At 61.0% G+C, this 26,189-nt stretch carries 24 protein-coding genes; 14 read left to right on the forward strand and 10 right to left on the reverse strand.

Translation table 11 applies throughout. The annotated features are described in order from the left end of the window. The first annotated feature begins 71 nt into the window (after nucleotides 1-71). A complete protein-coding gene (locus tag JHX88_RS00295) occupies nucleotides 72-761 on the forward strand; it encodes an HAD-IA family hydrolase (protein WP_076522272.1) in 690 nt (229 codons plus the stop codon). Nucleotides 762-1,130: 369 nt separating this feature from the next. Here JHX88_RS00295 and JHX88_RS00300 read toward each other — a convergent pair whose 3' ends face one another. From JHX88_RS00300 to JHX88_RS00330, 7 genes are all read right to left on the reverse strand, one after another. Continuing rightward, nucleotides 1,131-2,453 (reverse strand): MmgE/PrpD family protein, encoded by a 1,323-nt coding sequence (locus tag JHX88_RS00300; RefSeq protein ID WP_076522273.1) that lies wholly within the window; start codon nucleotides 2,451-2,453, stop codon nucleotides 1,131-1,133. 10 nt (nucleotides 2,454-2,463) lie between these two features. Beyond that, nucleotides 2,464-3,339 (reverse strand): nitrilase-related carbon-nitrogen hydrolase, encoded by an 876-nt coding sequence (locus JHX88_RS00305; protein WP_076522274.1) that lies wholly within the window; start codon nucleotides 3,337-3,339, stop codon nucleotides 2,464-2,466. A gap of 56 nt (nucleotides 3,340-3,395) precedes the next feature. Beyond that, a complete protein-coding gene (locus JHX88_RS00310; RefSeq protein ID WP_076522275.1) occupies nucleotides 3,396-4,280 on the reverse strand; it encodes a glycine betaine ABC transporter substrate-binding protein in 885 nt (294 codons plus the stop codon). Between the two features lie 36 nt (nucleotides 4,281-4,316). Beyond that, nucleotides 4,317-5,039 carry an ABC transporter permease gene (locus tag JHX88_RS00315; protein WP_076522276.1) on the reverse strand — a complete coding sequence of 241 codons (723 nt, stop codon included), beginning with the start codon at nucleotides 5,037-5,039 and terminating at the stop codon, nucleotides 4,317-4,319. Then, entirely contained in the window at nucleotides 5,036-6,184 is a 1,149-nt protein-coding gene (locus tag JHX88_RS00320; RefSeq protein ID WP_076522277.1) for an ABC transporter ATP-binding protein, read from the reverse strand. The genes JHX88_RS00315 and JHX88_RS00320 overlap by 4 nt, the downstream gene beginning before the upstream one ends. A 47-nt stretch (nucleotides 6,185-6,231) precedes the next feature. Continuing rightward, nucleotides 6,232-7,875: a BCCT family transporter gene (locus JHX88_RS00325; RefSeq protein WP_076522278.1), complete on the reverse strand. Its 1,644-nt coding sequence runs from the start codon at nucleotides 7,873-7,875 to the stop codon at nucleotides 6,232-6,234. 121 nt (nucleotides 7,876-7,996) lie between these two features. Further along, nucleotides 7,997-8,647 carry an ABC transporter permease gene (locus tag JHX88_RS00330; RefSeq protein WP_076522279.1) on the reverse strand — a complete coding sequence of 217 codons (651 nt, stop codon included), beginning with the start codon at nucleotides 8,645-8,647 and terminating at the stop codon, nucleotides 7,997-7,999. Between the two features lie 379 nt (nucleotides 8,648-9,026). Between JHX88_RS00330 and JHX88_RS00335 the strand changes: the two genes are divergently transcribed. The 10 genes from JHX88_RS00335 to JHX88_RS00380 all read left to right on the forward strand — a co-directional run bounded on the left by JHX88_RS00335 (nucleotide 9,027) and on the right by JHX88_RS00380 (nucleotide 19,248). Further along, complete coding sequence (locus tag JHX88_RS00335) at nucleotides 9,027-10,259, forward strand: aromatic ring-hydroxylating oxygenase subunit alpha (RefSeq protein WP_076522828.1); 1,233 nt, start codon at nucleotides 9,027-9,029, stop codon at nucleotides 10,257-10,259. 4 nt (nucleotides 10,260-10,263) lie between these two features. Then, on the forward strand, nucleotides 10,264-11,295 hold the full coding sequence (locus tag JHX88_RS00340) for an FAD-binding oxidoreductase (protein WP_076522280.1): 1,032 nt from the start codon (nucleotides 10,264-10,266) through the stop codon (nucleotides 11,293-11,295). Nucleotides 11,296-11,427: 132 nt separating this feature from the next. Beyond that, nucleotides 11,428-12,444: a GlxA family transcriptional regulator gene (locus tag JHX88_RS00345; protein ID WP_084202703.1), complete on the forward strand. Its 1,017-nt coding sequence runs from the start codon at nucleotides 11,428-11,430 to the stop codon at nucleotides 12,442-12,444. A gap of 165 nt (nucleotides 12,445-12,609) precedes the next feature. Next, the gene (locus JHX88_RS00350; protein WP_076522830.1) at nucleotides 12,610-13,860 is read left to right on the forward strand and encodes a sarcosine oxidase subunit beta family protein; all 1,251 of its coding nucleotides are present in this window, start codon (nucleotides 12,610-12,612) and stop codon (nucleotides 13,858-13,860) included. Nucleotides 13,861-13,869: 9 nt separating this feature from the next. Next, nucleotides 13,870-14,160, forward strand: a complete 291-nt coding sequence (locus JHX88_RS00355) for a sarcosine oxidase subunit delta (protein WP_076522282.1) — start codon at nucleotides 13,870-13,872, stop codon at nucleotides 14,158-14,160. Then, nucleotides 14,157-17,093 (forward strand): sarcosine oxidase subunit alpha family protein, encoded by a 2,937-nt coding sequence (locus tag JHX88_RS00360; RefSeq protein WP_076522283.1) that lies wholly within the window; start codon nucleotides 14,157-14,159, stop codon nucleotides 17,091-17,093. Before JHX88_RS00355 ends, JHX88_RS00360 begins: the two co-directional genes overlap by 4 nt. After that, entirely contained in the window at nucleotides 17,086-17,640 is a 555-nt protein-coding gene (locus tag JHX88_RS00365; RefSeq protein ID WP_076522832.1) for a sarcosine oxidase subunit gamma, read from the forward strand. Before JHX88_RS00360 ends, JHX88_RS00365 begins: the two co-directional genes overlap by 8 nt. Nucleotides 17,641-18,203: 563 nt before the next feature. Further along, nucleotides 18,204-18,527: an ArsR/SmtB family transcription factor gene (locus JHX88_RS00370; RefSeq protein WP_076522284.1), complete on the forward strand. Its 324-nt coding sequence runs from the start codon at nucleotides 18,204-18,206 to the stop codon at nucleotides 18,525-18,527. Continuing rightward, a complete protein-coding gene (locus tag JHX88_RS00375) occupies nucleotides 18,524-18,934 on the forward strand; it encodes an SRPBCC family protein (protein WP_076522285.1) in 411 nt (136 codons plus the stop codon). The genes JHX88_RS00370 and JHX88_RS00375 overlap by 4 nt, the downstream gene beginning before the upstream one ends. 104 nt (nucleotides 18,935-19,038) lie before the next feature. Then, on the forward strand, nucleotides 19,039-19,248 hold the full coding sequence (locus JHX88_RS00380) for a hypothetical protein (protein ID WP_076522286.1): 210 nt from the start codon (nucleotides 19,039-19,041) through the stop codon (nucleotides 19,246-19,248). 30 nt (nucleotides 19,249-19,278) lie between these two features. On the opposite strand, the gene JHX88_RS00385 is transcribed toward JHX88_RS00380, so the two are convergent. From JHX88_RS00385 to JHX88_RS00395, 3 genes are all read right to left on the reverse strand, one after another. After that, entirely contained in the window at nucleotides 19,279-21,567 is a 2,289-nt protein-coding gene (locus JHX88_RS00385) for a non-lysosomal glucosylceramidase (RefSeq protein WP_076522287.1), read from the reverse strand. A gap of 64 nt (nucleotides 21,568-21,631) precedes the next feature. Beyond that, nucleotides 21,632-22,762, reverse strand: coding sequence for a Gfo/Idh/MocA family protein (locus tag JHX88_RS00390; RefSeq protein WP_076522288.1), 1,131 nt, complete (start codon nucleotides 22,760-22,762; stop codon nucleotides 21,632-21,634). Between the two features lie 7 nt (nucleotides 22,763-22,769). Continuing rightward, nucleotides 22,770-23,471, reverse strand: a complete 702-nt coding sequence (locus JHX88_RS00395) for a GntR family transcriptional regulator (RefSeq protein ID WP_076522289.1) — start codon at nucleotides 23,469-23,471, stop codon at nucleotides 22,770-22,772. Between the two features lie 87 nt (nucleotides 23,472-23,558). Here JHX88_RS00395 and JHX88_RS00400 point away from each other — a divergent pair, with 87 nt between their 5' ends. From JHX88_RS00400 to JHX88_RS00410, 3 genes are read left to right on the forward strand one after another with little or no spacing between them, the layout of a single operon-like run. After that, nucleotides 23,559-24,716, forward strand: a complete 1,158-nt coding sequence (locus tag JHX88_RS00400) for an LLM class flavin-dependent oxidoreductase (RefSeq protein ID WP_076522290.1) — start codon at nucleotides 23,559-23,561, stop codon at nucleotides 24,714-24,716. After that, nucleotides 24,716-25,609, forward strand: a complete 894-nt coding sequence (locus JHX88_RS00405) for an aldo/keto reductase (protein WP_076522291.1) — start codon at nucleotides 24,716-24,718, stop codon at nucleotides 25,607-25,609. Before JHX88_RS00400 ends, JHX88_RS00405 begins: the two co-directional genes overlap by 1 nt. Nucleotides 25,610-25,634: 25 nt before the next feature. After that, complete coding sequence (locus JHX88_RS00410) at nucleotides 25,635-26,129, forward strand: flavin reductase family protein (protein WP_076522834.1); 495 nt, start codon at nucleotides 25,635-25,637, stop codon at nucleotides 26,127-26,129. Nucleotides 26,130-26,189 lie beyond the last annotated feature (60 nt).

Consider the following 26,189-nt stretch of genomic DNA (forward strand, 5'->3'; position numbering starts at 1 on the left):
CGTGACAGATGCGCTGGAAAGCCCTGGGGCATTCACCTTTGGTTTCGAATTGTTAACTGAAAGGGATACGGATGGCGGGAACCGTCGTTTTCGATCTGGATGGCACATTGGCCGATACCTCTGCGGACCTGATCGCCGCTGCGAATTCCTGCTTTGAGGCGCGCGGGCTGGAAGCACTTCTGGATCCGGTTGCGGATGCGCTGATCGCCTTTCATGGCGGGCGGGCTATGCTGCGGGCCGGATATGGCCGGATGCCGCAGGATGTGCTGCTGCCGCCCGGCGCGGAGGACGAGGATTTCCCGCGTCTGCTGGATTTCTACGGCCGCAATATCGCGGTCCATACCCGACTCTATCCCGGTGTCGAGACGGCGTTGGAGCGGCTTGCCTCTGACGGCCATCGGCTTGCCATTTGTACCAATAAACCCGAGGGGTTGGCGGAAAACCTCGTGCGCCGGTTGGGCATTCGTGACGCCTTCGCCGCGCTGATCGGCGCGGATACGCTGCCGGTTCGCAAGCCGGATCCAAGGCCATATCGCGCGGCGGTCGAGGCGGCGGGTGGCGAGGTTTCGAGATCCTTCCTGCTGGGCGACACGGAAACCGATTGCAAGACCGCCGCCGCAGCCGGAGTTCGGATCGCGCTGGTCGGCTTTGGTCCCGAAGGCGGGGCTATCTCGCGATTGAAGCCGGATGCGCTGATCGGTCACTATGATGAATTGCCGGATCTGGCACGGAGCTGGCTGAGCACGCGCGTGTCCGCATAAGACCCAAGCGTTGCGTGCAACAGCCTGCGTGCGTTGCATTGGCATCATCGCGCAACATGCACCCGTTTCAACCAGCAAATGCTGAGAATTTGACTGCACAACACGTACACAGGATGTGCACAGGGCGTACACAACCTGTACACCGGCAGCGTACGCTGCACGACGATTCGACCCCGTTCTCGCGAAAAAAGAGGCCTCCGATACCTGAACCCGGAACCGCCGCGCCAGATCCAGTACGAAAAACATACTGGACCGGGTGGCGATGAAAATGGGTCGCTTCTTCTTCATGCAAATATCCTCGGGGGGTGCCGGGGGGCAGACAGCCCCCCGGCCGCCGCGGGACGCAAATCGTTGGCACACGCCTTTGCCCTATCGGCGGCCAGCCAAACCGAAGAACCGCTCCGTTCCGCTGCCATCCCCCAACCGGTCCACGGCCTGCTCAAGATCGGCGGTGGCCGTCTCGCCCAGGACGGGCAGCGCATAGGCCCGGTATTTCCCGCGCAGCATCGCCATCGGCACCGGCGCCTCGGGATCGCCGATCGCCTCGGTCGGGCCCGAGGTCAGAACCCGCCCATCCCGCATGACAAGCCGCAGATCGGCAATGCGCCGGTGCGGGAATGCCGCGTTGTAATCCTCGTTCTCGGTGATGGTTATCGAGGCCGCCAATCGCCGGATCTCGGGATCGGCAAAGCTTTCCCCGGCGATATCCGCAGGATCGACGCGTCCGCGGGCCAGTGCCACGGCCGTCGGGTAGGCGGTGGAATATTGCGCCTCTTCGGTCGTCGCCGGTTCACGGATGGCGAGGCGAAGGGATTGGTGGAAGGTGACGATCTCGATCCGTTCGACCTGTTCGGATGTCAGCCCGTGTTCCGCCCGCAGGTTCAGTGCCGCCTGCACGGGGGGCTGTGCCCATCGGCAGACCGGCCAGAGTTTGAAATATTGCTCGGCGATGCGCCAGCGCTCACCGAGATCGGACCAGAGATCGGCGGTATCCTCGGCCTCGACCGTGATCGCGGGGGCGCCGGTAAAGCCATCCGCCGCAAGATATCCCGCCGAAACGCCCGCCATCGCGCCCCAGCCAGAGCCGTCCTTGAGCATGGTCGGATGATCGATGCAGCGCATCATCTGGCTGCGCGGACCGTGATATTCGGCGATACCGATGGCGTGGCGGGTCCGGGCGTGATCCAGCCCAAGCAGCCTTGCTGTCAGCGCCGCCACCGCGACGGCGATCCATGCGCCGGATGTGTGGTAATCGCTGGCGGTGCGGTGCAGTGCGATCCCGGCGCGGGTGCCGATCTCGTAGCCCAGAACCAGCGAGGCCAGGAATTCGCGGTCATCGGTCAGCCCTTCGGCCTGCGAGATGGCCAGCAGCGCGGGCAATAACCCGCAGCCGACATGGCCCTTGGTCAGCTTGTGGCCGTCATGCCCGTCCAGCGAGTCGATGGTCATGCCACCGGCCAGGGCCGCCCCTGCCGGGCTGACCCTGCGGCCATCCATCAGCATGGCCGCGCCCTTCGAACCCGCCGCGAAATGTTCCGCCGCGTGGTTGCGGATGATCCTCGACAGGCTTGTCCGGCTGCCCCCGGCGGCGACCCCCAGCAGGTCCAGAAGCCAGCGGCGGCCAAGCGCCAGTACCTCGTCGGGCAGGTCGGCGGCGCTTGTGTCATGGAGGAAGTCGTGGAAACCCGGCATGATCCCGGTCTCAGTCGCGCACGAAGTCGGGAACGCCGAGCGTTTCAAGCAGGCGTGACGTCTCGTTATGGACCAGCGCGATATTGCTGTCGCGCACGGTCGGCAACAGGTGACGGGCGCGGCGAATTTCATCGTAATCCAGCACGGTGGAGATCAGTTCCTCGTCACGGCCGGCCACCGCCAATGTGCGCCCGAAGGGATCGATGATGCATGAGCCGCCCCAGAAGGTCAGGTCGCGCTCGGTCCCGGTTCGGTTCACCATGATGACCGGCGCACCGTAGATCATCGCGTAGAAGCGGCAGGTCAACATCCATCCACCGGGATTGTCGAATTCCACGCCCACGGCCTCGATGCCGGAACTGACCGGGCAGGCCAGCAGTGTCGCGCCGTGCTGGAAGGCGAGGTGGGTCAGCGCCGGATTCCAGACATCGGCACAGATCAGCAACCCCGAACGCCAGTTTTCGTCCAGCGCCCAGGTCTCGACGAAGCGGCCCGAGGCGTAATGCTTGCCTTCCTCGAGCTTGCCGTAATTGGGCACGTTCACCTTGCGATGCAGATGCACGAGCCTGCCATTCTGAAGGATCGCCGCCGAATTGTAGAATTGCGCGGCCGGGCCTTCCTCGATGAAGCCGACGGTGACCGCCATCGGCCCGGCTGCCTCGGCCAGTTGCTTCAGCCGGGGGTCCTTGCGCGACATCGCGGCTGTCAGCAGCTTTTCCGGCCCGTAATGGCCGGTCAGGGAAAGCTCGGGCATGACCAGCATGTCCAGCCCGGCCTCGCGCCCCTTGGCGATCCAGTGCAGGTGACGGTCGAGATTGGCATCGACATCGCCGATCTCGCTGGCGAACTGGGCCGCGCCCACATTCAGCTTCTTACGGTTGGTCATGGGCGCGCCTTGTCAGCAAAAAACTGGTGGTGGGCGGGACAGTCCCGCCCGGTCGGTCAGATCAGGCCGTTATCTTCGAGGAATTGCGTCGCCGCATTCTCGATCGAGATCTTCTCGACATCGACGCTGGCATTCAGATTGGCCATCACCTCGTCATTCAGCTTGGCAGAGACCTCGTTCAGCACCTCGCCGATATCGGGATTGGCTTCCAGCACCTCGTGGCGGATCACCGGCGCAAGGGCGTAGCTGGGGAAATAGCCCTTGTCGTCGGCGAGTACGGTGAAATTGAAGGCGGGGATTCGGCCATCGGTCGCGAAGACCAGCCCGACATCGACCTGCCCGTCCTTGAGCGCCTGATAGACCAGCCCGGTATCCATCCGCTTGATATTCGCGCGGCCGAATTCGAATCCATAGGTTTCCTGCAGGGGCTTCAGGCCGTCGGCGCGGGCATAGAATTCGGCATTCGAGGCAAGGGTCAGGTCGCTGTCGTCATTCACGGCCTGGGCCAGATCCGAGATCGTGGCGATGCCGGTTTCCTCGGAATCCTCGGCGCGCATGGCGAGGGCATAGGTGTTGTTGGCCTCTGACGGGTTCAGCCAGACGATGCCCTTCTCGGCGTCCAGTTCCTTGACACGCTCGTAGGTCGCTTCGGGGTCCAGCTTTTCCTCGATCTTGTTATAGGTGATGAGCGAGGTGCCGGTATATTCCCAGTAGACATCGATCTGTCCGTTCTCCATCGCCTGCCGCACGGCAGCGGAGCCCATTCCGGCGCGGTTGTCGACATTGTGGCCATTCGCCTCGAGCACCAGCTGGGTGATGGCCGAGAGGAGCTGCTGTTCGGTGAAGTTCTTGCCGCCGACGACGATATCGGCAGCTTGCGCGCCCATGGCGAAGCCCGCGAGGGCAAGGCCGGTGAGGGCGGATTTGACGGTGATGTTCATTTGAAACTCTCCCTTTTGTTGGCTGGATAGGGTTTCCTATCGCAGCGGATTCACGCCTTTGGGGATCAGGTGCAGCTGCGCCTGTCCCATCAGGAAATCGACGGCAACGGCAAGCGCGGCGGTCGGGATCGCCCCGGCCAGCAGCATGCCGGTATCCATCAGGTCGATGCCGGTGAAGATCAGTTCGCCCAGCCCGCCACCGCCGATCAGGAAGGCCAGCGGCGTCGTGCCGACATTGATCGCCAGAGCGGTGCGGATGCCGGAAAAGATCACGTAGAGCGCGTTGGGCAGCTCGACCCGCCAGAGGATCTGGCGCCGGGTCATGCCCATGCCCGTCGCGGCCTCTTTCAGATGCGCGGGAACCGTCAGCAGACCGGCATAGGTATTGCGCACGATGGGCAGAAGCGAGGCGACGAACAGACCGAAAAACGCAGGCGGGAAACCGATGCCGAGCAATGTCATCGACAGCGCGACGACGGCCAGTGTCGGGATCGTGGTGCCGATATTGAAGATTTGCATCACCGTCTCGGCATATTTCTCCATTGACGGGCGCGACAGCCAGATCCCGACAGGCACCCCGATCAGGATCGCCGCGACGCCTGATGAGGCAACGAGCACCAGATGCTGTTTCGTCAGGTAGACGATATCTTCCCAATAGGTGACAATCGAGTCCACCAGGCCCGAGGCCGAGACCCATATCCCAAGCGCGAATACCAGAAGCAGGGTGGCCGCGCGCCCAAGCCCAAGCGATTGCGTCATGACGCCTCCAGCTCTTCGGGGGCCTTCCGGTCGCGGGCATAGGTGGCGCGCAGCGCCGCGGTCACGTCAGGCTGCGAGATCACGCCCGCGAAGCGGCCCTGATCGTCGGTGCAGGCCAGCCACATGGTATCCTGCGCGAACATCTCGGACACGACAGCGCGCAGATCGGCGCGGACCGGGACGGTCGCGGGCAGCGGATGGGCCAGGTCGCGTACCGTTCCCGAAGCGCCGGTCATCTCGTCCGCGGTCACGAAGCCGACCGGGCGATGATCGCTGTCGATGACGACCGCGATCCGGGCCTTTGCGGCGGACAGGGCCTGCCGCGCATCGTCGATCTTGGTCGAGCGCGAGGTGATCGGCGCATCGCTTTTGGCCACCTGTTCGGCGGTCAGCAGGCGCAGCCGTTTCAGGGTGCGGTCGGCGCCGACGAAATCGGCGACGAATTCATTCGACGGATGCGCCAGGATCCGGTCGGGAGAGGCATATTGCTCGATCCTGCCCGCCCGGAAGATGGCAACCTTGTCGCCCATCTTCACCGCCTCGTCGATATCGTGGCTGACGAACATGATGGTCTTCTTCATCTCGGACTGCATCTTCAGGAACTCGTCCTGGATGATCTCGCGGTTGATCGGATCGATGGCCCCGAAAGGCTCGTCCATCAGCATCACCGGCGGATCGGCGGCCAATGCCCGGATCACGCCGACGCGCTGTTGCTGTCCGCCCGACAACTCTTTCGGAAAGCGCTTCAGGTATTGGCGAGCATCGAGCCCGACCAGGTCCAGCAATTCGGCGGCACGGTCCTTGGCCCGCTTGGCGTCCCAGTTCAGCAGTTTTGGTACGACGCAGATATTTTCCTCGATGGTCATGTTGGGGAACAGGCCGATCTGCTGAATCACATAGCCGATATTGCGGCGCAGTTCGATATCGTCGAGCCCGGAGGTATCCTTACCGTCGAGATAGATCTTGCCGCTGGTGGGCGGGATCAGGCGGTTGATCATCTTGAGCGCGGTGGTCTTGCCGCAGCCGGAGGGGCCCAAAAGGATGCAGATCTCTCCCTCGGGCACCTCCATGTTCACCCGGTCGGCGGCAACGACATCGCCATTCGGCGTCCTGAAAATCTTGGTCAGGTCTTCTAGACGAATCATGTCAGATGTCCTTCCTCTGAATTATTGTCGTTGCCGTCCATATCCCGTCAGTCGGCGACCACGACACCGTAGCGGTCGCGCAGGTGATCGCGGTAGAGCGCCTTGACCAGCGAGGCGCACATGGCCAGCATCACGAAGGTGAATGGCAGCGCCCCGATGATCATGGCGTTGGACAACGCGTCCAGCCCGCCGTCGCCGGCCAACACGAGCGCCGCGATCAGCAGGGTCAGGATGATGCCCCAGATGATCCGGTGCTTGATCCCGGTATCGACCGCACCGCCAGCCATGATCGTGTTCATCACCAGAATACCCGAGTCCGCCGAGGTCACAAGGAATGTGACGATCAGGACCCCGCACATGGCCGCAAGGGCCATGTAGAGACCATCGCTCAGCATGTAGGAAAGGGTCACGAACAACTTGTTGGTGTTCGACGCGTCGAGGATGGCGCCATTCGCGATATTCGACATTTCCAGGTCGATTGCCGTCGCACCGAGGATCGTCATCCAGGCGAAGCAGACCAGCGAAGGGGCGATCACCGCGCCGAGGATGAATTCGCGGATGGTGCGGCCCTTCGAGATCCGCGCGAGGAACAGACCGACAAAGGGCGAGAAGGCGATCCACCAGGCCCAGTAGAAAGTCGTCCAGCCGGATTGCCATTTTCCGACCTCGGTATCGGTCGGATAGGCCTCGGTCGACAGGCCGACGAAGTGTCGGACATAATCCACAAGCGCGGTGCCATAGGTGGTCATCGCGAAGAGGAACGAACCGAAGACGATGAAGGTCAGCAGCAGGACGCAGGACAGAACAAGGTTGAGGTTCGACAGGTATTTGACGCCTTTTCCGACGCCGGACACCGCCGAGAGGATCGACATGACCATCACCAGCACAAGTGCGACGATCACGCCGATGCTGCTGGGCGTTGGTGCGCCTCCGTTCTCGTCGGGGGTCAGCAGCCATTCCATTCCGGTGATCGCATAGACGCCCTCGACCATCTGGCTGACGCCGTAACCGATCGTCACCGCGACCCCCATCAGCGTTGCGATAACGCCCATGATATCGACGAGATGCCCGAGAGGTCCGTTCACCGCGCGCCCCAGAAGCGGCGTCAGCGCCGAGCGGATGGTCAGGGGCATGTCACGGGTATAGGCGTAATAGGCCAGTGCCAGTCCTGTCGTGACATAGATCGCCCAGGCATGGATGCCGTAATGCATGAAGGTATAACGATAGGCGCTGGTCAGGGCGGCGGCCGTATGCGGCTCTACATTGCCGCGCACGATCTCGGGGTTGGAACCCCAGAGGCCGAGCGGCTCGGCCGTGGCAAACACCATCAGCCCGACACCAAGCCCGGCACCGAACATCATGGCGAACCACGAGAATGTCGAGAATTCCGGCGGCTCACCCGCGGGACCGAGCCTGCGCCGGCCCGATGACGGGATCAGGGCGACGATGAGGCAGAAAAAGGCGAAAAAGCCGACGGACAGGATATAGAAGCTGTTGAACACGTCGAGAAGGCGGGCATTCAGGTTGGACAAGAATCCGCCCGCGCTGCCGGGAAACAGCAGCGCCCAGACAACAAGCAACGAGATGCCGATCTTGGAGATCAGCGCGATAGGTAGGGAATAGCCCTTGTAAAAACCCGCGTCTTCGGTCGGAATATCGATATCTGTGAATGGTGGTGCAACTTCGGTCATTGAAATCTCCCTGTTACTCGTTGCTATTGATTGACGGCTTTCCGCCTTGATTGTGTTTTGCCGTTTCTTTGTGGACCCCTGTTGTCATTGGGCAGGGGATTGAAAACGGACCTTGTATCCGTCAGCGTTTCAGCCCTGCCGGGGTCAGTCGTTTTTGCAGTTTCAGCAGACCCCAATCTGCGGCAATGGCCAGCAGCGAGACGGCAATCGCCCCGGTGATAAGCTGGCGCGGATCGGTTTGAGATATGCCGCGGGCAATCAGCACGCCAAGCCCGCCCGCGCCGATATAGGCGGCAATCGCGGCCACGCCTATATTCATGACCACGGCGGTGCGCACGCCCGCCATGATGACCGGGATGGCGATCGGGATCTCTAGCCGCGCCAGGCGCTGGAACGGGGTCATGCCCATTCCTGTCGCTGCCTCGCGCAATGCGGGATCGACATTGGTGATTGCCGTATAGGTGTTTCGGACGATGGGCAGTTGTGAATAAAGCAGGATCGCGATCACCGCGGGCAGCCAGCCGATCCCTTGCCCGATCTTGGAGAGTATCGGGATCATCAGGCCAAACAGGGCGATCGACGGGATCGTGACGATGATCGAGGCGACGTAAAGCACCATATCGGCGATACGTTTGTTCTGGGTGATGGCGATGCCGATCGGCACGCCCGTCAGGATTGCGAAGCCCACCGCGACCACGACGATCGAGATATGCTCGCCCGCCAATCCGAGGATAACCAGCCAGTTATTCGCGATGAAGCCCAGAATCTCCAATATTCCCCCCTCTTTTCTGACGATGGATCACGATCCAGTCAGCAGATATCCCGGGATAGCCCGGATCGGCCCGAGTCACGTTGCGTGTTTCCGTCATCGTCTTGTATAAATCCGCCATAAACCACCATCTCGGGCAAAGTTCAAAGGTCGCGGTCCGAAAGAGTGGTATCTACCGATGGCTGCGGATCCTGACTATCGCCCGCTTACCATACCGGCCTTCAACAGAAATTTCTTCGCACATGATGCCCGTCTTGCCGGTCGGAAAGCTGGCTGCCGATGTCGGAATCATTGGCGCATATCCGGCTGCCGAAGCGTCAGGATGGAGGGCATCGAGAAGCGGGGCCTCGCCCGCGAATTGGATATTCAGGAGGCATCAACGATGCTGAAGGAACGAATTGCAGGGCTGCTGGACCAGCGGCTTTCCGGCCACTCGCTTCCCCGCGATTTCTACGTGGACGAGCAGATTTTCCAGGCCGATATAGAGGCCGTGTTCGAGACCGACTGGCTTTTCGCCTGCAGCACGGTCGAGATTCCGCGCCCCGGCGATTACCTGACATTGCGGGTCGGCCATAACCCGATCGTCGTGCTGCGCAACCGCGAGGGCGAGGTCGTGGCGTTCCACAACACCTGCCGGCATCGCGGCTCTCAGCTTTGCCTCAAGGAAAGGGGGCGCGCCAATCGCCTGGTCTGTCCCTATCACCAATGGGTTTACGAACTGGACGGCAGCCTGATCAACGCCCGGCAGATGCCCGATGGTTTCGATACCAGCGGCTATAGCCTGACGCCGGTGCATGTTCAGGTGATCTGCGGCATGGTTTACATATGCCTTGCAGACGAGCCGCCGTCGCTGGAACGTTTCAGGGCCGGTGTCACCCCCTATATCGCGCCGCATATGCCCGACCGCACCAAGGTCGCCTTCACCTCGACCATTGTCGAAGAGGCGAACTGGAAGCTGGTGATCGAGAATAATCGCGAATGCTATCATTGTGCGGCGAACCATCCCGAATTGCTGGTTTCGATGGTGGAATTCGCCCTGCCGGACGATCCGCAGGCAAAGACCCAGTTCCAGGGGCTGATGGATCGTTCGACCGCGCGGTGGGACTCGTTGGGATTGCCTCACAAGCCAGCGGATGGCGGGATCGAGTTCCGCTGTATCCGCTTGCCTTTCAACGAGAACACCGTGTCCTTCACGACGGATGGAAAACCGGCCTGTAACAAGCTTCTGGGCGATTTCACCGAACAGGATCTGGGGTCGGTCCGCATGTTCCGCGTTCCGCATAACTGGAACCATTTCCTGTCCGATCATATCATCCATTTCCGGGTCCTGCCGATCTCGGCGAACCGGACAGAGCTGCGCACGACGTGGCTGGTTCACGAAGATGCCGTCGAAGGCGTGGATTACGATGTCGAGCATCTGACCGCCGTGTGGCTGGCGACCAATAGCGAGGACGGAATGCTGGCCGAGAACAACCATCGGGGGATTCTGTCGCGCGCCTATCGGCCGGGTCCCTATGCACCGTCGGAATTCATGTTGACCCATTTCACCGATTGGTATGCGGGCAAGATGGGCGACTATGTCGGCACCCCACGAACGGCAGTAGCAGCGGAGTAGGGACGTGGATACGCAAGCAATCTCTACGGGCCTGATGCCCCTGTCCTGTGTCGGAATTCGCGAGGAGACGCCGACGATCAGGACCTTCCGCCTGCGTGCGTGCTCGGGGCCGGTCAGCTTCGTGCCGGGTCAGGCTCTGGTGCTGAAAGTGCCGATGCCTGGCGGGCCGCTCTGGCGCAGCTTCACCATCTCGGGTGGGAGCGAGGGCGATCTTCACCTGACCATCAAGGCGCAGGCTGCGGGTGGCGCAACCCGCTGGCTGCATGACAATTTCCGAGAAGGCGATGTCATCGAAGCGCGCGCTCCGCGCGGCGCCTTTACCCTCGGGTTGCGAAGCAATGAAAAGCTGGCCTTTGTCTCGGGTGGATCGGGCGCGACGCCGATGATGGCGATGCTACGCGATCTGGCCGAGAGCGAGCCGGATGCGGATGTGGCCTGGTTCCACGCCGCACGCGATCCATCCGAGATGCTGTTCGCGTCCGAATTGACCGAGTTGCAGCGCCGGATGCCGCGGTTGAGCGTGGCCGTAACGGTGACGCGGCCTGCTCCGGGGTGGTTCGGTTATCATGGCCGCATCCGCCGTGGGCTTTTGGCCGCAGCCGTGCCGGATCTCGGCCGCCGCGAGGTGTTCTGCTGTGGTCCTGGTGGTTTCATGCAGGAAGCGCGGCTGATCCATGCGGCAGAAGGTGGTGTGAAGACGCAGTTTCATACCGAGAGCTTTGGCGGGGAGGCTCCGGTCATCCCTGCTGCGCCCGAGCCGGTCGAAACGGGCGGTCCTGCCCATCTGCTCAAGGTGAACGGCCGTGACCTGCAGATCCGGCCGGTCGAGACGGTCCTGCAGGCCAGTTTGCGCCAAGGTGTCGTCATCCCCTGCGGTTGCGGCGAGGGCATGTGCGGCACCTGCATGGTCAAGCTGGTTTCGGGCGATGTCGATGCCCGGCCCAATGGTGGACTGACCGCGGACGAGGCAGAGCAGGGCTATATCCTCGCCTGTTCGAGCCGTGCGGTCTCGGATGTCGAGATTGCCCTGGAATAGCGGTGCCTGCATTGCCGGGACTCATCAGCCGCCAACCCGCTTGGGATTACCGGGGCGGTGACGAATTGAAAGAGCTCTTGAAGCCGGTACAGCGCCCGATCAATCATGGTGCAATGCCATCGGGGACCGCCAATGTTTTACGATGAGATCAGGGAGCCTCTGTGCTTTGCATTTCTGATGCTCGACGGGCAATCGATGATGAGCCTCGCCTCGGCGACGGAACCCCTGCGGGCGGCCAATCGACTGTTGGGGCGTGAGGCGTTCCGGTGGGATCTCTGCAGTCTCGATGGATCTCCCGTGTTGGCCTCGAACGGATTACCTTTTCAGGCGATTACGCTGGATCAGGCGTTGGAGCGCAATCACGCGATCTTTCTGTGCGGCGGGGTCCGGCTGGAGCCGCCGGACGAGCGGCCCTACCTGGCGGCGATGCGGCGCGCGGCACGTGGCGGGTTGGCGCTTGGCGCCTTGTCCACCGCCAGCTATCTGATGGCACAGGCGGGGCTTTTGGATGGCTATCGCTGCACGATTCACTGGGAAAACCGGACGGCCTTCGAAGAGGATTTTCCACATCTCGAGATGACCTGCACATTGTTCGAGATCGACCGGAACCGGTTGACCTGTTCGGGCGGGACAGCGGCCATGGACCTGATGCTGCAGATCGTTGCCGACCGGCACGGAGCCGATCTTGCGCAAGCTGTCGCCAACCAGTTCCACCACGAGAGGATTCGCGAGGCGAACGAGGATCAGCAGGGAGGAATGGCGCAACAGATGACCGCCTTGCCCCAGCCCTTGCAGAGGGTCATCCGGCTGATGCGGCAGAATCTGGAAATTCCGGTGCCGATCGAGGAACTGGCGGAAGAGGTTTGTCTCAGCGCAAGGCAGCTTGAACGCTTGTTCCGTCTGCATCTGGGGATGACTCCGGTGCGGTATTACATCTCGCTTCGCGTGGATCGAGCGCGTGAAATGCTTCTCTATACCGAGAAGCCGATCATGGATATCGCGGTCGCGTCGGGTTTTGCCTCCACCTCGCATTTCTCGAAATGGTTCAAGGAATTCAATAATATTCGACCAACTGATCTGCGCACGCGTGCAAGGCTCTTGCGCTCGCAGTATCATCGCAGCCCATCCGCATCCGATACGCAGGAGTAGCCGGAAATCGTTCTTGTCGTGGGGTGCGATCAGGGACCTGGACGCTATCCCGCCTGTTTCCTTTGAATGGTGCGTATGGCCTTTTCAGGCAAGAAAATGTCTTTTTCAGGCACATTGCTTGCCTTTCGCTGTGCCAGATTGATCGGGAACAAGGAGTGCCATGCGATGCATTTTTCTGGCTTTCGCGTCATCAAGGAGGCGCTGACGGGGCACAAGGGGTGGAAACCGCTCTGGCGCAATCCCGATCCGCAGCCATCCTATGACTATATCATTATCGGCGGTGGCGGGCATGGGCTGGCAACGGCCTATTACCTTGCGCGTACCTTTGGGCAGGCCCGTATCGCGGTTCTGGAGAAGGGCTGGCTCGGACAGGGGAATATCGGGCGGAACACGACGATCATCCGCTCGAACTACCTGCTGCCGGGGAACGAGCCCTTCTATGAATTCTCGATGAAGCTGTGGGAAGGGCTGGAGCAGGAGTTCAACTTCAACGCCATGATCAGCCAGCGTGGCGTGCTGAACCTGTACCATACCGACGCGCAGCGGGACGCCTTCCGTCGCCGGGGCAATGCGATGCTGCTGGCGGGTGCGGATGCCGAGCTGCTGGATGCGGCAGGGGTGCGGGCGATGGCGCCTTTCCTCAATTTCGACAATGCCCGTTTCCCGATCAAGGGCGGTTTGTTGCAACGTCGTGGCGGCACGGTGCGGCATGACGGGGTGGCATGGGGCTATGCCCGCGGTGCCGACATGCGCGGGGTCGACCTGATCCAGAACTGCGAAGTCACCGGTTTCCGGATCGAGGAAGGGCGCATTCTGGGCGTCGAGACCTCTCGCGGCTATATCGGCGCCAAGAAGGTCGGGGTTGCCGTGGCCGGGTCCACGGGGCGCGTCATGCAGATGGCGGGGATGCGCCTGCCGATTGAAAGCCACGTCCTGCAGGCCTTCGTCACCGAGGGGCTGAAGCCGGTCATTCCCGGTGTGATCACCTTTGGTGCCGGGCATTTCTATGTCAGCCAGTCCGACAAGGGCGGGCTGGTGTTTGGCGGCGATCTCGACGGTTACAATTCCTATGCTCAGCGCGGCAACCTGCCGGTGATCGAAGACGTGGCCGAAGGCGGAATGGCGGTGATGCCGATGATCGGCCGGGCACGGTTGCTGCGGTCATGGGGCGGGATCATGGACATGTCCATGGACGGCTCTCCGATCATCGATCGTACGCATATCGAGGGGCTCTATCTGAACGCGGGCTGGTGCTATGGCGGCTTCAAGGCAACGCCTGCCAGCGGCTATGCCTTTGCGCATCTGCTGGCCAAGGATGCTCCGCATGACACTGCCCGCGGCTATCGCCTCGACCGTTTCGCACGCGGTCATGTCATCGATGAAAAAGGCGTGGGTGCCGCGCCGAACCTGCATTGAGGTCTTGCCATGCTGATTCCCCATCCCCTGCTTGGCCTTCGCGACGCGCAGGAATTCACCTATCTGGGCGATGCCCGGCTGATCGAGCGTCCCGATGGCATGGCCGCGGGTGCCGAGGCGGTCTTTGCCGATTACGTTTATCTGCGTGACAACCCGGCGGGTGTGCATCGAGAGCTGTGGTTCCACGAACAGGGCGACCGGTCCTGGCTGGTCGTGACACGCGACACCGTCACGCATGAGATCATCAGCGCGGAACTCGCCCGTGACGTCGCCATGCGCGGCAAAGGAGGTGCGGCATGACCCGGCTTTCCGGTGGATTGATCGACCGTTCGCGCAATCTTTCCTTCACCTTTGATGGAAAGGAATATGCTGGCCATCCGGGTGATACGCTTGCTTCGGCCCTGTTGGCTAATGACGTCCGGCTTATGGGGCGCAGTTTCAAGTATCACCGTCCGCGGGGGCTGATCGCAGCCGGCTCTGAGGAGCCCAATGCGCTGGTCGAGCTGCGCAGCGGCGCGCGGCAAGAGCCGAATACCCGCGCCACCGTGGCCGAGCTGTTCGATGGTTTGACCGCCCGAAGCCAGAACCGCATCGGCTCGCTCAGCTTCGACTTGCTGGCGATGAACGACCTTCTGTCGCCCTTCTTCGCGGCGGGGTTCTATTACAAGACCTTCATGTGGCCCCGAGCCTTCTGGGAAAAGCTGTATGAGCCCGCTATCCGCCGGGCGGCAGGGCTGGGCAGCCTGTCCATGCAGGCCGATCCGGATGCCTATGACAAGGGCTTCCTGCATTGCGACCTGCTGGTGATCGGTGGCGGTGCGGCAGGACTTGCGGCGGCACTGACGGCGGCGCGCTCGGGTGCGCAAGTTATCCTGGCCGACGAGGATGTTCGCCTTGGGGGCCGGTTGCTGGCCGAGACGCATCTATTGGGCGATGCGCCCGCCACTGAATGGGTGGCCGGGGTTGAAAAGGAACTGGCCAGTCTACCCAACCTGCGCATCATGCGCCGCACCACCGTTTTCGGGGCTTTCGATCACGGCATCTATGGCGCGGTCGAGCGGGTTGCGGATCACCTGCCTGAACCGGGTGACAAGCCGCGTCAGACATTGTGGCGGATCACCGCCAAGCGCACGGTTCTGGCTGCAGGTGCCATCGAACGGCATATTCCCTTTGCCAATAACGATCGTCCCGGCATCATGCTGGCAGGCGCCATGCGTGCCTTTGCCAATCGTTGGGCTGTCAGCCCGGCTGATCGCGTGGCCATCTTCACCAATAACGACGACGGTCATCGTACTGCCATCGACCTTGCCGCCAAGGGAGTCGAGATCGCGGGTGTCATCGATAGCCGCACGGATGCAAAGGCCCTGGGCGACTATCCGATCTTCGCTGGTGGGTTGGTCAGCAATGCCAAGGGCCGTCTCGGCCTGACCAAGATCGAGGTCAAGCAGGACGGGCGCAGCCAGTGGATCGATTGCGGTGCGCTTGGGATTTCGGGGGGCTGGAACCCGAACCTGCACCTGGCCTCGCATCACCGTGGCCGTCCAGTCTGGGACGAGACTCTGCAAAGCTTTGTTCCGGCCAAGGACGGACCGCCGGGTCTGATTGTCGCCGGAGCTGCCAATGGTCAGGGCAGCACTGCCGACGCCTTGCGGTCCGGTGCGGAGGCCGCCGCACAGGCGCTCTCCGAGCTGGATCTCAAGGTCGCGATGCCCGATTTGCCGCAAGCGGAGGACGCGGTATCGAAGCCGCAAGCTCTCTGGCATGTGCCGGGCAAAGGGCGTGCCTGGGTGGATTTCCAGAACGATGTGACAGTCAAGGACATCAAGCTGGCCCACCAGGAGAACATGCGCCCGGTCGAGCATCTGAAACGTTGGACCACGCTTGGCATGGCGACCGATCAGGGCAAGACGGCGAATGTGACCGCGCTGGCCGTCATGTCGGAACTCACCGGGAAATCGATCCCCGAGACCGGCACCACGATCTTCCGCCCGCCCTATACCGGCGTTTCGCTGTCGGTCCTGGGTGGCGGCAACACGGCAGAACATTTCCGCCCCCGCCGCCTGACACCGACCCATCACTTCGCCAAATCGCAGGGTGCGGTATTCGTCGAGGTCGGGCCGTGGATGCGGGCGCAGTATTTCCCCCGACCGGGTGAAACGCATTGGCGCGAAACTGTTGATCGCGAGGTTCTGGCCACCCGCAAGAGCGTCGGCATTTGCGATGTGACCACGCTTGGCAAGGTCGACGTGCAGGGGGCGGATGCCGGGGAGTTTCTGAACCGGCTCTATTGCAACGGCATGAAGACACTGAAGGTCGGCATGGTTCGTTACGGCCTGATGCTGCGCGAGGATGGCATCGCTTGGGATGACGGCACATGCGCGCGACTGGCCGAGGATCATTACGTGGTCACCACCACCACCGCTCAGGCTGGCCCGATCTATCGCCATATGGAGTTCGCCCGGCAATGCCTGTGGCCAGACATGGATGTGCAACTGATCTCGACCACGGATGCCTGGGCGCAGGTCTCGGTTGCAGGCCCGAATGCAAGGAAATTGCTGGAACGGATCGTCGACGAGGGTTTCGACATCTCGAACGAGGCGTTCCCCTTCATGGCCTGCATGAGCCTGAATGTGTGTGGAGGATTGCGTGCGAGGCTGTTCCGGATCTCTTTCTCGGGCGAATTGGCTTACGAGGTTGCGGTGCCCACGCGTTACGGCAATGCGTTGATGCAGCGGCTGATGGAAGCTGGTGAGGATCTGGGTGCGACACCTTACGGAACCGAGGCGCTTGGCGCGCTGCGGATCGAAAAGGGTCACGCGGCGGGCAACGAGCTGAATGGCCAGACGAGCCCGCAGATGCTGGGCATGGGCCGGATGGTCTCGACCAAGAAGGACAGTATCGGCGCGGTCATGTCTCGCCGCGAGGGGTTGGCCGCGGATACGCGGCGACTGGTCGGGTTGCAGCCGGTCGACCCCGCGCAGCCGGTGGTCGCGGGGGCGCATCTGTTCACCGAGGGCGCCGCGCAGAGCATGGCTACCGATCAGGGCTGGATCAGTTCCGTAGCTTATTCGCCGCATATTGGCGCGCATATCGGGCTGGGCTTCCTGGCTCGCGGCGACGAGCGCATGGATGAGGTGATTACCGCCGCCAATCCGCTCGACGGGCAGCAAGTCGCATTGCGCGTCGTCTCGCCCCATTTTGTCGATCCAGATGGAGGACGCCTGCGTGACTGATTTGACACCGATTACCGCCTTGGGCAGCACAACGCCGGCCGAACAGCGCTTTGGTCCGCTGCGGCTTGCCGAGAACGCCGACCTGGCGCTGGCCTCGCTGGCCCTGCGCCGGGACGTGGCGTGTCCCGCGCCTATGGGATTGGAGCTGCCCGGTCCGGGGAAATGGGTCGCAGGACACGGTGTGGCGGCCTTCTGGACTGGTCCCGATCAGTGGATGATCGAGGCCGAAGGCCGCGCCGCCGAGGATTTCGCCGCCAATCTGGCGGCCCATGCGGCAGGCTGTTCGATCACCGAGCAAACGGATGGCTGGACCGTTTTCGAGATCGAGTCGGATAGCGGCGATGCGCCGGTCCGGGCGATGATGGAGAAGCTTGTCAATCTGGATGTGGCTGCCTTCGGTCCCGGCAGTGCCACCCGCACCGGGCTGCATCACATGAGCGTTTTCCTTATCCGCCGCGCCGAAAACAAGCTGGCCATCATGACCATGCGCAGCACCGCAAATGAACTCTGGCACGTGCTGGAGGAAACGGCGAAGGGCCTGGGCTGAAATCTGCATTCGGCAGGTGGAACTGCCCATAACCCCAGCAAACCGGGCATCTGTCGTCCGGCTGTCTGCTTCATGTCGTAATTCTGAACCTCCGTGGTTGAAACCATTTCAGGGCTTGAAAACGTCAGCACTTGATCCCCTCGCGTCTTGCTGTGCAAAACTGCACGGCCTGACCGTCAGCGTCATGGACCCGACACTTCGTCCTGCGCCTTGGATGTTCTCGAAACCTGCGCTTGATACAACGGAGCTGCTCCCGACGGTCAAGGGCGGCTCCTGCTGATCGGATAAGGCGTTCGATGTGAACGGGCTGATCGATTGGCTGGACGAGCCGCCATTTGAGCGGTTGAGAGCCCGCTGTCGTGATGCAGCCGAAAACTCCAGCCCCGGCGATCCACAATCCGAGGGCAGGGGGCACTGCACTTGAGTAGCTGAATGTTCTTGCCAATCAATCATCTTTAGGCTGAATTTTGCGATTACCTACCAATGCCGACCGGATTCTTGATTGACCAACTTATACCCCGTCGGCTATATGTTTTCGCATAGCCGATGGGGTATGGATTCGCATGTCAAACGCTCAGGATGTACTTTTCAAGGCACTCGCCGATCCCACGAGACGGGCCATCTTCGAGCGCTTGTGCAGTGACGGAGAGGTCACGGTCAGCGCTTTGATTGCCCCGGCGGGGGTCTCGCAGCCGGTCGTCTCGAAACATATCCGCGCCCTGAAACAGGCGGGATTGGTGCAGGGCCGTCAGGAAGGGAGGCAGACCCATTACAGCGCACAACCGGACGCGCTCGCTCCGCTTATCGATTGGACCGCCCGGATGACCGGGTTCTGGGAAAGCCGGTTTGACGATCTGGAAGACCTATTGAAAAGGATGGATCAATGAATGACGAATTGATCGAAACCCGTTCGATCGCGGTTGAACGGGATTTGTCTCATCCGCCGGACAAGGTATGGCGCGCCCTGACGCAGCCACATTTGATCGAAGAGTGGCTGATGAAGAATGATTTCGAACCGACACAGGACCACAACTTCCGGCTTCATGGTGACTGGGGGACAGTCGATTGCCGTATCCGGTCGATCGAGGAACACAGGACATTGTCTTATACTTGGGATTCCGGGGATCTCAAAACTGTTGTTACATGGACGCTGACACCAACCGATAGGGGCACCAGGTTGCGCATGGAGCAAACGGGCTTCAAGCCGGATCAGCCGCGCTACTATCACGGAGCACGGATGGGGTGGCCACGACACCTTGACGCGCTTGAACAGGTCATGACCCGGATGGATTGATCTGAACCAGTGTCACTCGCAAGAAGCTCGTAAGTTTGACCTCAATCGGCGGCGTCGAAGGTAACACCACGTTGTTTCTGGCTTATCTGCAAAGGAAGACTTCAATGAATTGGAACAAATGGATTCGGCAAATTCACCGTTGGCTTTCCATCGTTTTCACGGTGGTGGTTCTTGCCATCTTCGGTGCCCTGGGCCTGGGGAAGCAGCCTGCGGAATGGGTGTATTTCCTGCCGCTGTTCCCGCTTGCCTTGTTATTTTTCAGCGGCCTGTATCTGTTTGCACTGCCTTATGTCGCAAAATCGAGCAATGGTTGATCTGCGGAGCCTGACGTTACCCGTGCAGGATCATACGCCACAGCCTTTGGCATCCGCATAGGCCCATATGCCCATGGGACGCATATTCATCTGGGCGCGTATGAGTGGTGCCTGCACTGTGTAAGCTGCGGGTGTACGAAAGTGGAGGCCGCGCTGCGGGCCGAGTTCTTCGGCCAAAGCGGTCAGAATGGTCTGTGCTTCATCGGTCAGGCCGTATGCGCGCATCGTTGCGGCGACCGAGTAATTGAAGCCGACAAGGATTTCGTCCCATTGCAATCCCTCTTCTCCTTGCGGTGCGTAGAGGCTGGAATCGTGAATGGCAGAAGTCATCGCCATGACCCCGCGTCCATGTCCGGCCTCCTCGAAATTGCGGCGATAGACTTCTTTCAGCGCTCGGCGGGCATGTTCGGGTGGGCATATGTCTCCAAGCTTCAACATACGGGCCAGACCGGGGCCATAAAGCTGCTCGGCAAAAACTGCATCGCGAAACTGGCCGGCACTGTCGACGGAATAACATGTCCCGTTCCAAAGGGCCGCGTGCCAGGATGGTTCGCCTTTGGCGCTCAGGTCGCGCCAGCGCTGTGCCTGGGTCCGATCTCCGGCGCGCAGGTAGATTTGCTCAGCCGCCCTTAACGCGGCCAGCCAGAGCCCACCGCAATAGGCACTGATCCCCTGCATGGGGATATTGTCGAAGGTTTGATCGGGGAATCCGTCATTCTCGATCACCCCGTCGCCATCCCGGTCAAAGGCGGCAAGCGCGGTCATTGCGGTGTTGATCGCGTCAACATGGGCAGCGGCACGATCCGGGTTGCGCATGACATCCCGCCAGGCGCATATGACCAGCATCGCATTCAGATCCTTCCAGCGCGCGCTGTCCTGATAGACGTAATCATTGGCGCTGAAGAAGGGATCGGCATTTGGTGCTCCCAAGTCATGTGGAGCCATGCCCATCCGCTGCCTCGCAAAGCGTTGGCGTGAGCGAAGATGAAAGCGGGGTGTCGTATCTTCAGTGACGATCTCCCTTGCGAAATCGCGCGTCACCGACGCGGCGAGCTCGGGGAAGAAGCGTGAAATCCCTGCGGACGCATAGACCCAGAGATCAAGCGTATTATAGAGAGGATAATCTGGACATTCGATAATCCCGAAATGCGCGGGTTCGTCGTCGTTTCGAGCGGTCCAGACCGTCAAGGCATCATTGAGCGGATAAAGCTCGTTGAGTGCGAGGCTGGAGATTGCCGGGGGTGCGTCGATATCCGCTTTGGCAGTTGCGTGAAACCTGTCGATCGCGCTTATCCAGTGATCCGCTTGTCCCAATGCATGTTCGGCGATGGCCGCGGCGTTCCGGCCCTCGCGCCCCCATCTTTCGGTATAGTGACGGAAATGCTTGCGGTTCTGTCCAAAGCGGATGACCGGCATATCCCATGCAAGAACGAGTTCAGTTGTCTTGGTCTCTCCCGGCTGTAGTATCGTTTTTGCCGAAATTGCTGCGCAATGGCGGGGCGGGGGGAATTCACTGAATCCGCCGCCGCTTTGCCAGTCACCATCGATTGGGCCGACCGAGCCATCCGCCACGAATTGTTTCCAGAAGGCAGCCCCTTCGCGTGCGGGATCGAATGCATCGCAGAGCGTTACCGACCAGCCCTGTTTCCTGACCGCTCCGATGAACATTTGTCCTTCGCCTTCGTCCGGTTCTCTGACGGTTTCGCGGAACATCTCTACACCGCATAGGTCAGGCCGCTCAAAAATCCGGTTTCGTTGCCCGGCAACTCCGGCCGCATGGCCCGGAGGGCCGAAACTGTGAAACCAGCCGATCAGGTTCAGAAAGCTGAACATGACTGCGGCCTCGGTCGGTTCGGTTCCGCGATTGGACAGGCTTGCACGAAACAATCCGACGGGCAGATCGCAATCCTCGCCAATCTCAGGTGCAATCGGAGCAATCTGCTCGATCGAAAGTGTCAAATCGCCCGAAACATACTCGTGGCGCAGTTTCGGAAACAATGCAGTATGGGTGCCTTGTGGATCGAAATGCCAGCCATCCGGTGCATCGGGACCCGCCATTCGCAAGGCTCGGGTTCCATGATCCGCATGCCACAAGGCAAAGCCGTTCTCGGGCCATTCGCCGCAATGCATGGCGCCTGCCTTCAACGACCAGCGGAGGAAGCCGCCATTGACGCCACGGGTTATCGCGCCCGCGCCGATGCCGCCGATCGCGACACTCGTGCCCTCGCCGGCTTCGACCTGAGCAGGGATTTTCCGGTTCTGGGGCTGGCGTGGGGTCCACGGCAAATGTGTGAACCATCCGTTTTGGTTGTCGGTCATGACGATCCTCCCTTGGCTCCCTTACCGGGAGCTCGCTGCTGTCTCGCACCGGCATATCTTTGCGTTACGAGCAGAGTTCCGGGATCTCTGGCCTGACGCTCAGATTCATATCGATGGCCTTGCCGCTCGCTGCGGATTCCTGTGCGGCTAGACCCATCAATACGGCTTTCATGCCGTCTTCGACGGTTACCTCGATAGGTTGATGTCCCAACAGCGCAGCCTTGAATTTCTGATGTTGGTAAAAGGTAGAGCCGTTGTGATCCCCTGCCTCGAGCAGGGCCGGATCGACCGGGATCTCGATGGCAACCGGCCCCATCGGTGCACGCGGGCTCTCGATCAGTTGCGCGGTGGGCGGTGGGCCCAGATGCTCGGGCCAAAAGCGTCCGGGGCCGGGAACCAGCGCCTCGATCTTGCCGGATGGCCCGACGGCCGAGATTTCTTCCTGGTAGCGTGAGCCTTCCGCGAACATGCACAGTTCCAGCATCGCCCGCGCTCCATTGGCGAAATCCACGATGACATAGGCGTTGTCCCAGATATCGGGCGTTCGTCCGTCATATGCCTCGTCGAAATGATTGACCGCCTGTCCGGCGCTGGCCATCACCCGCACCGGTTCGGACCGGATCGCCAGCCGCATCAGGTCGAAGAAATGGCAGCATTTCTCTACCAACGTGCCGCCCGAGCTGTAATTGAAGCGGTTCCAGGCGCCGACCTTGTTCAGGAAGGGAAAGCGATGTTCGCGGATGGTCAGCATTCTCAGCCCGCCAGTTGCCTCGTCGAGCCGTTCAAGGAAGCGCGCTATGGGCGGCATGTAGCGATATTCCATCGCCACCCAAATGGGCGCGCTGTAATCGCTCATCAGCTTTTCGATGCGGGGCCGATCTTCCGGGTGGATGAAAAGCGGCTTCTCGACCAGAACCGGTAGGGGTCGGTGATGCGCTATCTGTTCCAGCTGCCCGATATGCGCCATGTTGGGCGAGGCGATGACGATGCAATCCAGCGCTTCGATATTCAGCAATGCCTCGGTCGAATCGACAAGTGCGGCTTCGGGTGCGATCTCGGTGGCGGCCAAGCGCATCTTGTGATCGGGTTCGAAGATTACCGCGATGCGCGTATCCGGTAGGAGCTTGATGTTCCGCAGATGCTCTCGCCCCATCATTCCGCAGCCGATAATGCCGTAATTCACAGTTTGAGCCATCTTGATCCTATCTAATCCGCGCCACGTAGCGCGCCTTGGTCGTGTCGAACCAGTTTCGCGAAAACTCGGCGCGCTGATTGTCCTGCGCATAGCCGATGCGTTCGAAATAGCCGGTATTCGTGCCGATGGCGGGCTCGAACCCGCCCGGCTTCCAATCCGGCACCCTGCCAATGGTGACGCTGTCCTCTACATGCGCGATCCAGAGATTCAGCTCTTCCCGGTAGTAGAGGTAAAGAGATTCGGACAGATCTCCCGGCGCTATATGCTCGGCATAGCTGCCATCGAGCCAAATTTCCTCTAGCACGCAGGGATCGTCGTTCAAGTAGCGCAATCTTCGGATTCGGTGACCCTCGTCCGATGTCCCGAAATGTGGTAGATCGGCGGGCTTGCGGACCCGTTCGACCGACAGAAGCGCGGCATGAGGCAAGCCACCGCCCCGCAGCGATTCTATGCGGAAGAAGGCATAGATGTTCTGTGCAGAGGCCTTGGCAGAGACATAGTTGCCCGATCCCTGTCGCCGTTCCAGCAGCCCCTGTCTCGTCAACTCGGAGAGTGCCTTGCGCAGCGTTCCGACCGAAGTGCCCAGATTGGCGGCCATATCGCGTTCGGGCGGCAGCTTTTCCCCGTCCAGCAGATGACCAGCGGCGATGTCGCGGGCCAGAAGCTCGCTGAGCTGGAGGTAGAGGGGGAGGGCCGATTGCGTTTTCATCTGTCCTGCGAAGCAAATTGATACACTATTGATCTACATGATCAAGCCTGCTACGCAAGAGAAAATTTCATCAGGGGAGAGCAGAGAATGAGCGTGGTTCCGATAACGTCTCCGGATTTGCGAGCTGCCGAAGTGTCCTGGTTTTCCGCGCTCTGCTCGGATGACTATCGCTATCTTGGGGTGCCTGACGGTGCACTGCGCTCAAGCTGGGAACATTGCTCGGATATCGTCAAGACCGCCGAATCACAGGGATTCCGCAATATCCTGTGCCCGTCCTCATATCAGGTCGGGCAGGACACACTGAGTTTCGTCGCCGGCTGTGCTCCCATCACCGACCGGATCAACCTGCTGGCAGCGGTGCGTTGCGGTGAGATGCAGCCGATCATGCTGGCACGGACCATCGCGACACTGGACCATATGCTAAAGGGGCGGCTGACGGTGAATATCATAAGCTCGGACTTCCCAGGCGAGAAAGCCGAGAGCGCCTATCGCTATCAGCGCTCGCGCGAGGTGGTCGAGATCCTGAAGCAGGCATGGACGCAGGACGAGATCACCTACAAGGGTGAGGTCTATGATTTTGAGGGCATCCCAACCGATCCGGCCAAGCCGTATCAGCAAAATGGCGGGCCCTTGCTCTATTTCGGCGGCTACAGTCCGTCGGCGCTTGAACTGTGCGGGCAGCATTGCGACGTCTACCTGATGTGGCCCGAGACCAAGGAAGAGCTCGCGGGCCGGATGAAGGCCGTCAATGCAGTGGCCGAGAAATACGGCCGCACGTTGGATTACGGGCTGCGCTGTCATGTGATCGTGCGCGATACCGAGGCCGAGGCGCGGGAATATGCGCAGGAACTCGTCTCGAAGCTGGATGACGAGCAGGGCGATGCGATCCGGGCCCGTGCGCTTGACGCGACCTCTCTGGGGGTTTCGCATCAGGCCCGAAACCGCGAACTTGCGGATATGGAAGGCTTCATCGAGCCGCATCTCTGGACCGGCGTGGGGCGCGCCCGTTCGGGCTGTGGCGCGGCGCTTGTGGGCTCGGCCGACCAGGTGCTGAGCGAGCTGGAGGAATATCGCAAGATGGGAATCCGGGCCTTCATCTTTTCCGGTTATCCGCATATCGAGGAATGTGAGCATTTCGGGCGGCTGGTCATGCCGCATATCGAGACCTGTTCGCTGCCGCATGAATATGGCCGGGTGCCGGGCAGCGTGCCGGAAACACCTCTGGGAGTTGGAGAGCGCAAGTGATGGAACGTGTCAGCCTGAATGCCGATCTGGGGCTGAGCCGCATAGTCTATGGCATGTGGCGTCTGACCGATGATGCGGATACCGGCGAAAAACATGTCCAGGCCAAGATCGAAGCCTGCCTCGACCAGGGAATCACCAGCTTCGATCAAGCTGATATCTATGGTGATTACGAAAGCCAGATCGTTCTGGGCCGTGCGCTGAAAGCTGCTCCGGCCCTGCGCGATCGGATGGAGATCGTCACCAAATGCGATATCGCCCTGCTCTCGGATAAGTTTCCGGAAAGGCGCGTTAAGCATTACGATACCAGCCGCCCGTATATCGAGGAATCGGTGGATCGTTCGCTGACCGAGATGAATATCGAGCGGATCGACCTGTTACTTGTCCACCGTCCCGATCCGCTGATGGATCAGCACGAGACCGGTGCCGTATTGGATGGGCTGATGAGCAGTGGCAAGGTGCGGGCGGTTGGCGTCTCGAATTTCAAGCTGCATGACTGGACCTTGTTGCAATCGGCGATGCAGGCGAAGCTGGTCACCAATCAGATCGAAATGAGCCTTCTGGAGAGTGGCGCATTCCGCAATGGCGATCTGGCCTTCATGCAGGAACGAGGCATTCCGCCCATGGCCTGGTCACCTCTTGGCGGCGGGGCCCTGTTCGGTTCCAGGCACGATGCCCTGCGGGCCCGGTTGACGGAATTGGGGCAGCAGGCGGGCGTGGATGAAGCGGCTATTGCCATTGCATGGCTTCTGCGGCATCCGGCGCGCATTCTTCCGGTTCTGGGAACGAATAATCTCGATCGGATCAAGGCACTTTCTGCCGCTATGGATGTCGCGATCGATCGCGAAACCTGGTTCGAACTTTATAGTCTCGCCAATGGCCATGACGTGCCCTGAGGAGGCGCAGAATCCGATGCAAGCAATGCATAGCTTTACTCCATCGCCAGAAAACAGCCGTGAATTCCGTGATGCGCTTGGGCGTTTCGGGACCGGCATCACCGTGGTAACGACGGCTTCAGGCGACGGGCCGGTCGGAATGACCGTCAACAGCTTTTCCTCCGTTTCCCTGGACCCGCCACTGGTCTTGTGGTCGCCAGCGAAATCTTCGCGCAGGTTTACGCATTTTCAGGAGGCCGAGTATTTTGCGATCCACGTGCTGTCGCATCGGCAAGAGCAAATCTGTCATGGTTTCAGCAGATCCGCCTATGCTTTCGACAAACTCGATTGGGTCGAGAATGAGCAAGGCGTTCCGCTGATTGAAGGCTGTCTTTCGCGCTTCGAATGCAGGCGCCGTGCGATCCACGAAGGAGGCGATCACATGATTGTCGTTGGAGAGGTGATGCGCGCCTCGACGACCGATGGCGCGCCACTGCTTTTCTATCGGGGTAGCCTGGGCGAATTCTTGCGCCGGGACTGAGAGTTCCTGGGCGTTTGGCCCGGTGCCGGGGAGGGTCGGCGGCACGGGCGGGGAGGGAAG

It is taken from the genome of Paracoccus saliphilus (genome assembly GCF_028553805.1).
Lineage (GTDB): Bacteria > Pseudomonadota > Alphaproteobacteria > Rhodobacterales > Rhodobacteraceae > Paracoccus > Paracoccus saliphilus.

Bases quoted from the DNA above. Each gene is read 5' to 3' on its own strand.
- JHX88_RS00295 (WP_076522272.1), top strand. From the start codon at position 72: ATGGCGGGAACCGTCGTTTTCGATCTGGATGGCACATTGGCCGATACC.
- JHX88_RS00375 (WP_076522285.1), top strand. From the start codon at position 18,524: ATGAATGACGAATTGATCGAAACCCGTTCGATCGCGGTTGAACGGGAT.
- JHX88_RS00335 (WP_076522828.1), top strand. From the start codon at position 9,027: ATGCTGAAGGAACGAATTGCAGGGCTGCTGGACCAGCGGCTTTCCGGC.
- JHX88_RS00380 (WP_076522286.1), top strand. From the start codon at position 19,039: ATGAATTGGAACAAATGGATTCGGCAAATTCACCGTTGGCTTTCCATC.
- JHX88_RS00310 (WP_076522275.1), bottom strand. From the start codon at position 4,280: ATGAACATCACCGTCAAATCCGCCCTCACCGGCCTTGCCCTCGCGGGC.
- JHX88_RS00390 (WP_076522288.1), bottom strand. From the start codon at position 22,762: ATGGCTCAAACTGTGAATTACGGCATTATCGGCTGCGGAATGATGGGG.
- JHX88_RS00405 (WP_076522291.1), top strand. From the start codon at position 24,716: ATGGAACGTGTCAGCCTGAATGCCGATCTGGGGCTGAGCCGCATAGTC.
- JHX88_RS00400 (WP_076522290.1), top strand. From the start codon at position 23,559: ATGAGCGTGGTTCCGATAACGTCTCCGGATTTGCGAGCTGCCGAAGTG.
- JHX88_RS00300 (WP_076522273.1), bottom strand. From the start codon at position 2,453: ATGCCGGGTTTCCACGACTTCCTCCATGACACAAGCGCCGCCGACCTG.
- JHX88_RS00320 (WP_076522277.1), bottom strand. From the start codon at position 6,184: ATGATTCGTCTAGAAGACCTGACCAAGATTTTCAGGACGCCGAATGGC.
- JHX88_RS00345 (WP_084202703.1), top strand. From the start codon at position 11,428: ATGTTTTACGATGAGATCAGGGAGCCTCTGTGCTTTGCATTTCTGATG.
- JHX88_RS00370 (WP_076522284.1), top strand. From the start codon at position 18,204: ATGTCAAACGCTCAGGATGTACTTTTCAAGGCACTCGCCGATCCCACG.
- JHX88_RS00355 (WP_076522282.1), top strand. From the start codon at position 13,870: ATGCTGATTCCCCATCCCCTGCTTGGCCTTCGCGACGCGCAGGAATTC.
- JHX88_RS00350 (WP_076522830.1), top strand. From the start codon at position 12,610: ATGCATTTTTCTGGCTTTCGCGTCATCAAGGAGGCGCTGACGGGGCAC.
- JHX88_RS00410 (WP_076522834.1), top strand. From the start codon at position 25,635: ATGCATAGCTTTACTCCATCGCCAGAAAACAGCCGTGAATTCCGTGAT.
- JHX88_RS00325 (WP_076522278.1), bottom strand. From the start codon at position 7,875: ATGACCGAAGTTGCACCACCATTCACAGATATCGATATTCCGACCGAA.
- JHX88_RS00305 (WP_076522274.1), bottom strand. From the start codon at position 3,339: ATGACCAACCGTAAGAAGCTGAATGTGGGCGCGGCCCAGTTCGCCAGC.
- JHX88_RS00315 (WP_076522276.1), bottom strand. From the start codon at position 5,039: ATGACGCAATCGCTTGGGCTTGGGCGCGCGGCCACCCTGCTTCTGGTA.
- JHX88_RS00360 (WP_076522283.1), top strand. From the start codon at position 14,157: ATGACCCGGCTTTCCGGTGGATTGATCGACCGTTCGCGCAATCTTTCC.
- JHX88_RS00385 (WP_076522287.1), bottom strand. From the start codon at position 21,567: ATGACCGACAACCAAAACGGATGGTTCACACATTTGCCGTGGACCCCA.
- JHX88_RS00395 (WP_076522289.1), bottom strand. From the start codon at position 23,471: ATGAAAACGCAATCGGCCCTCCCCCTCTACCTCCAGCTCAGCGAGCTT.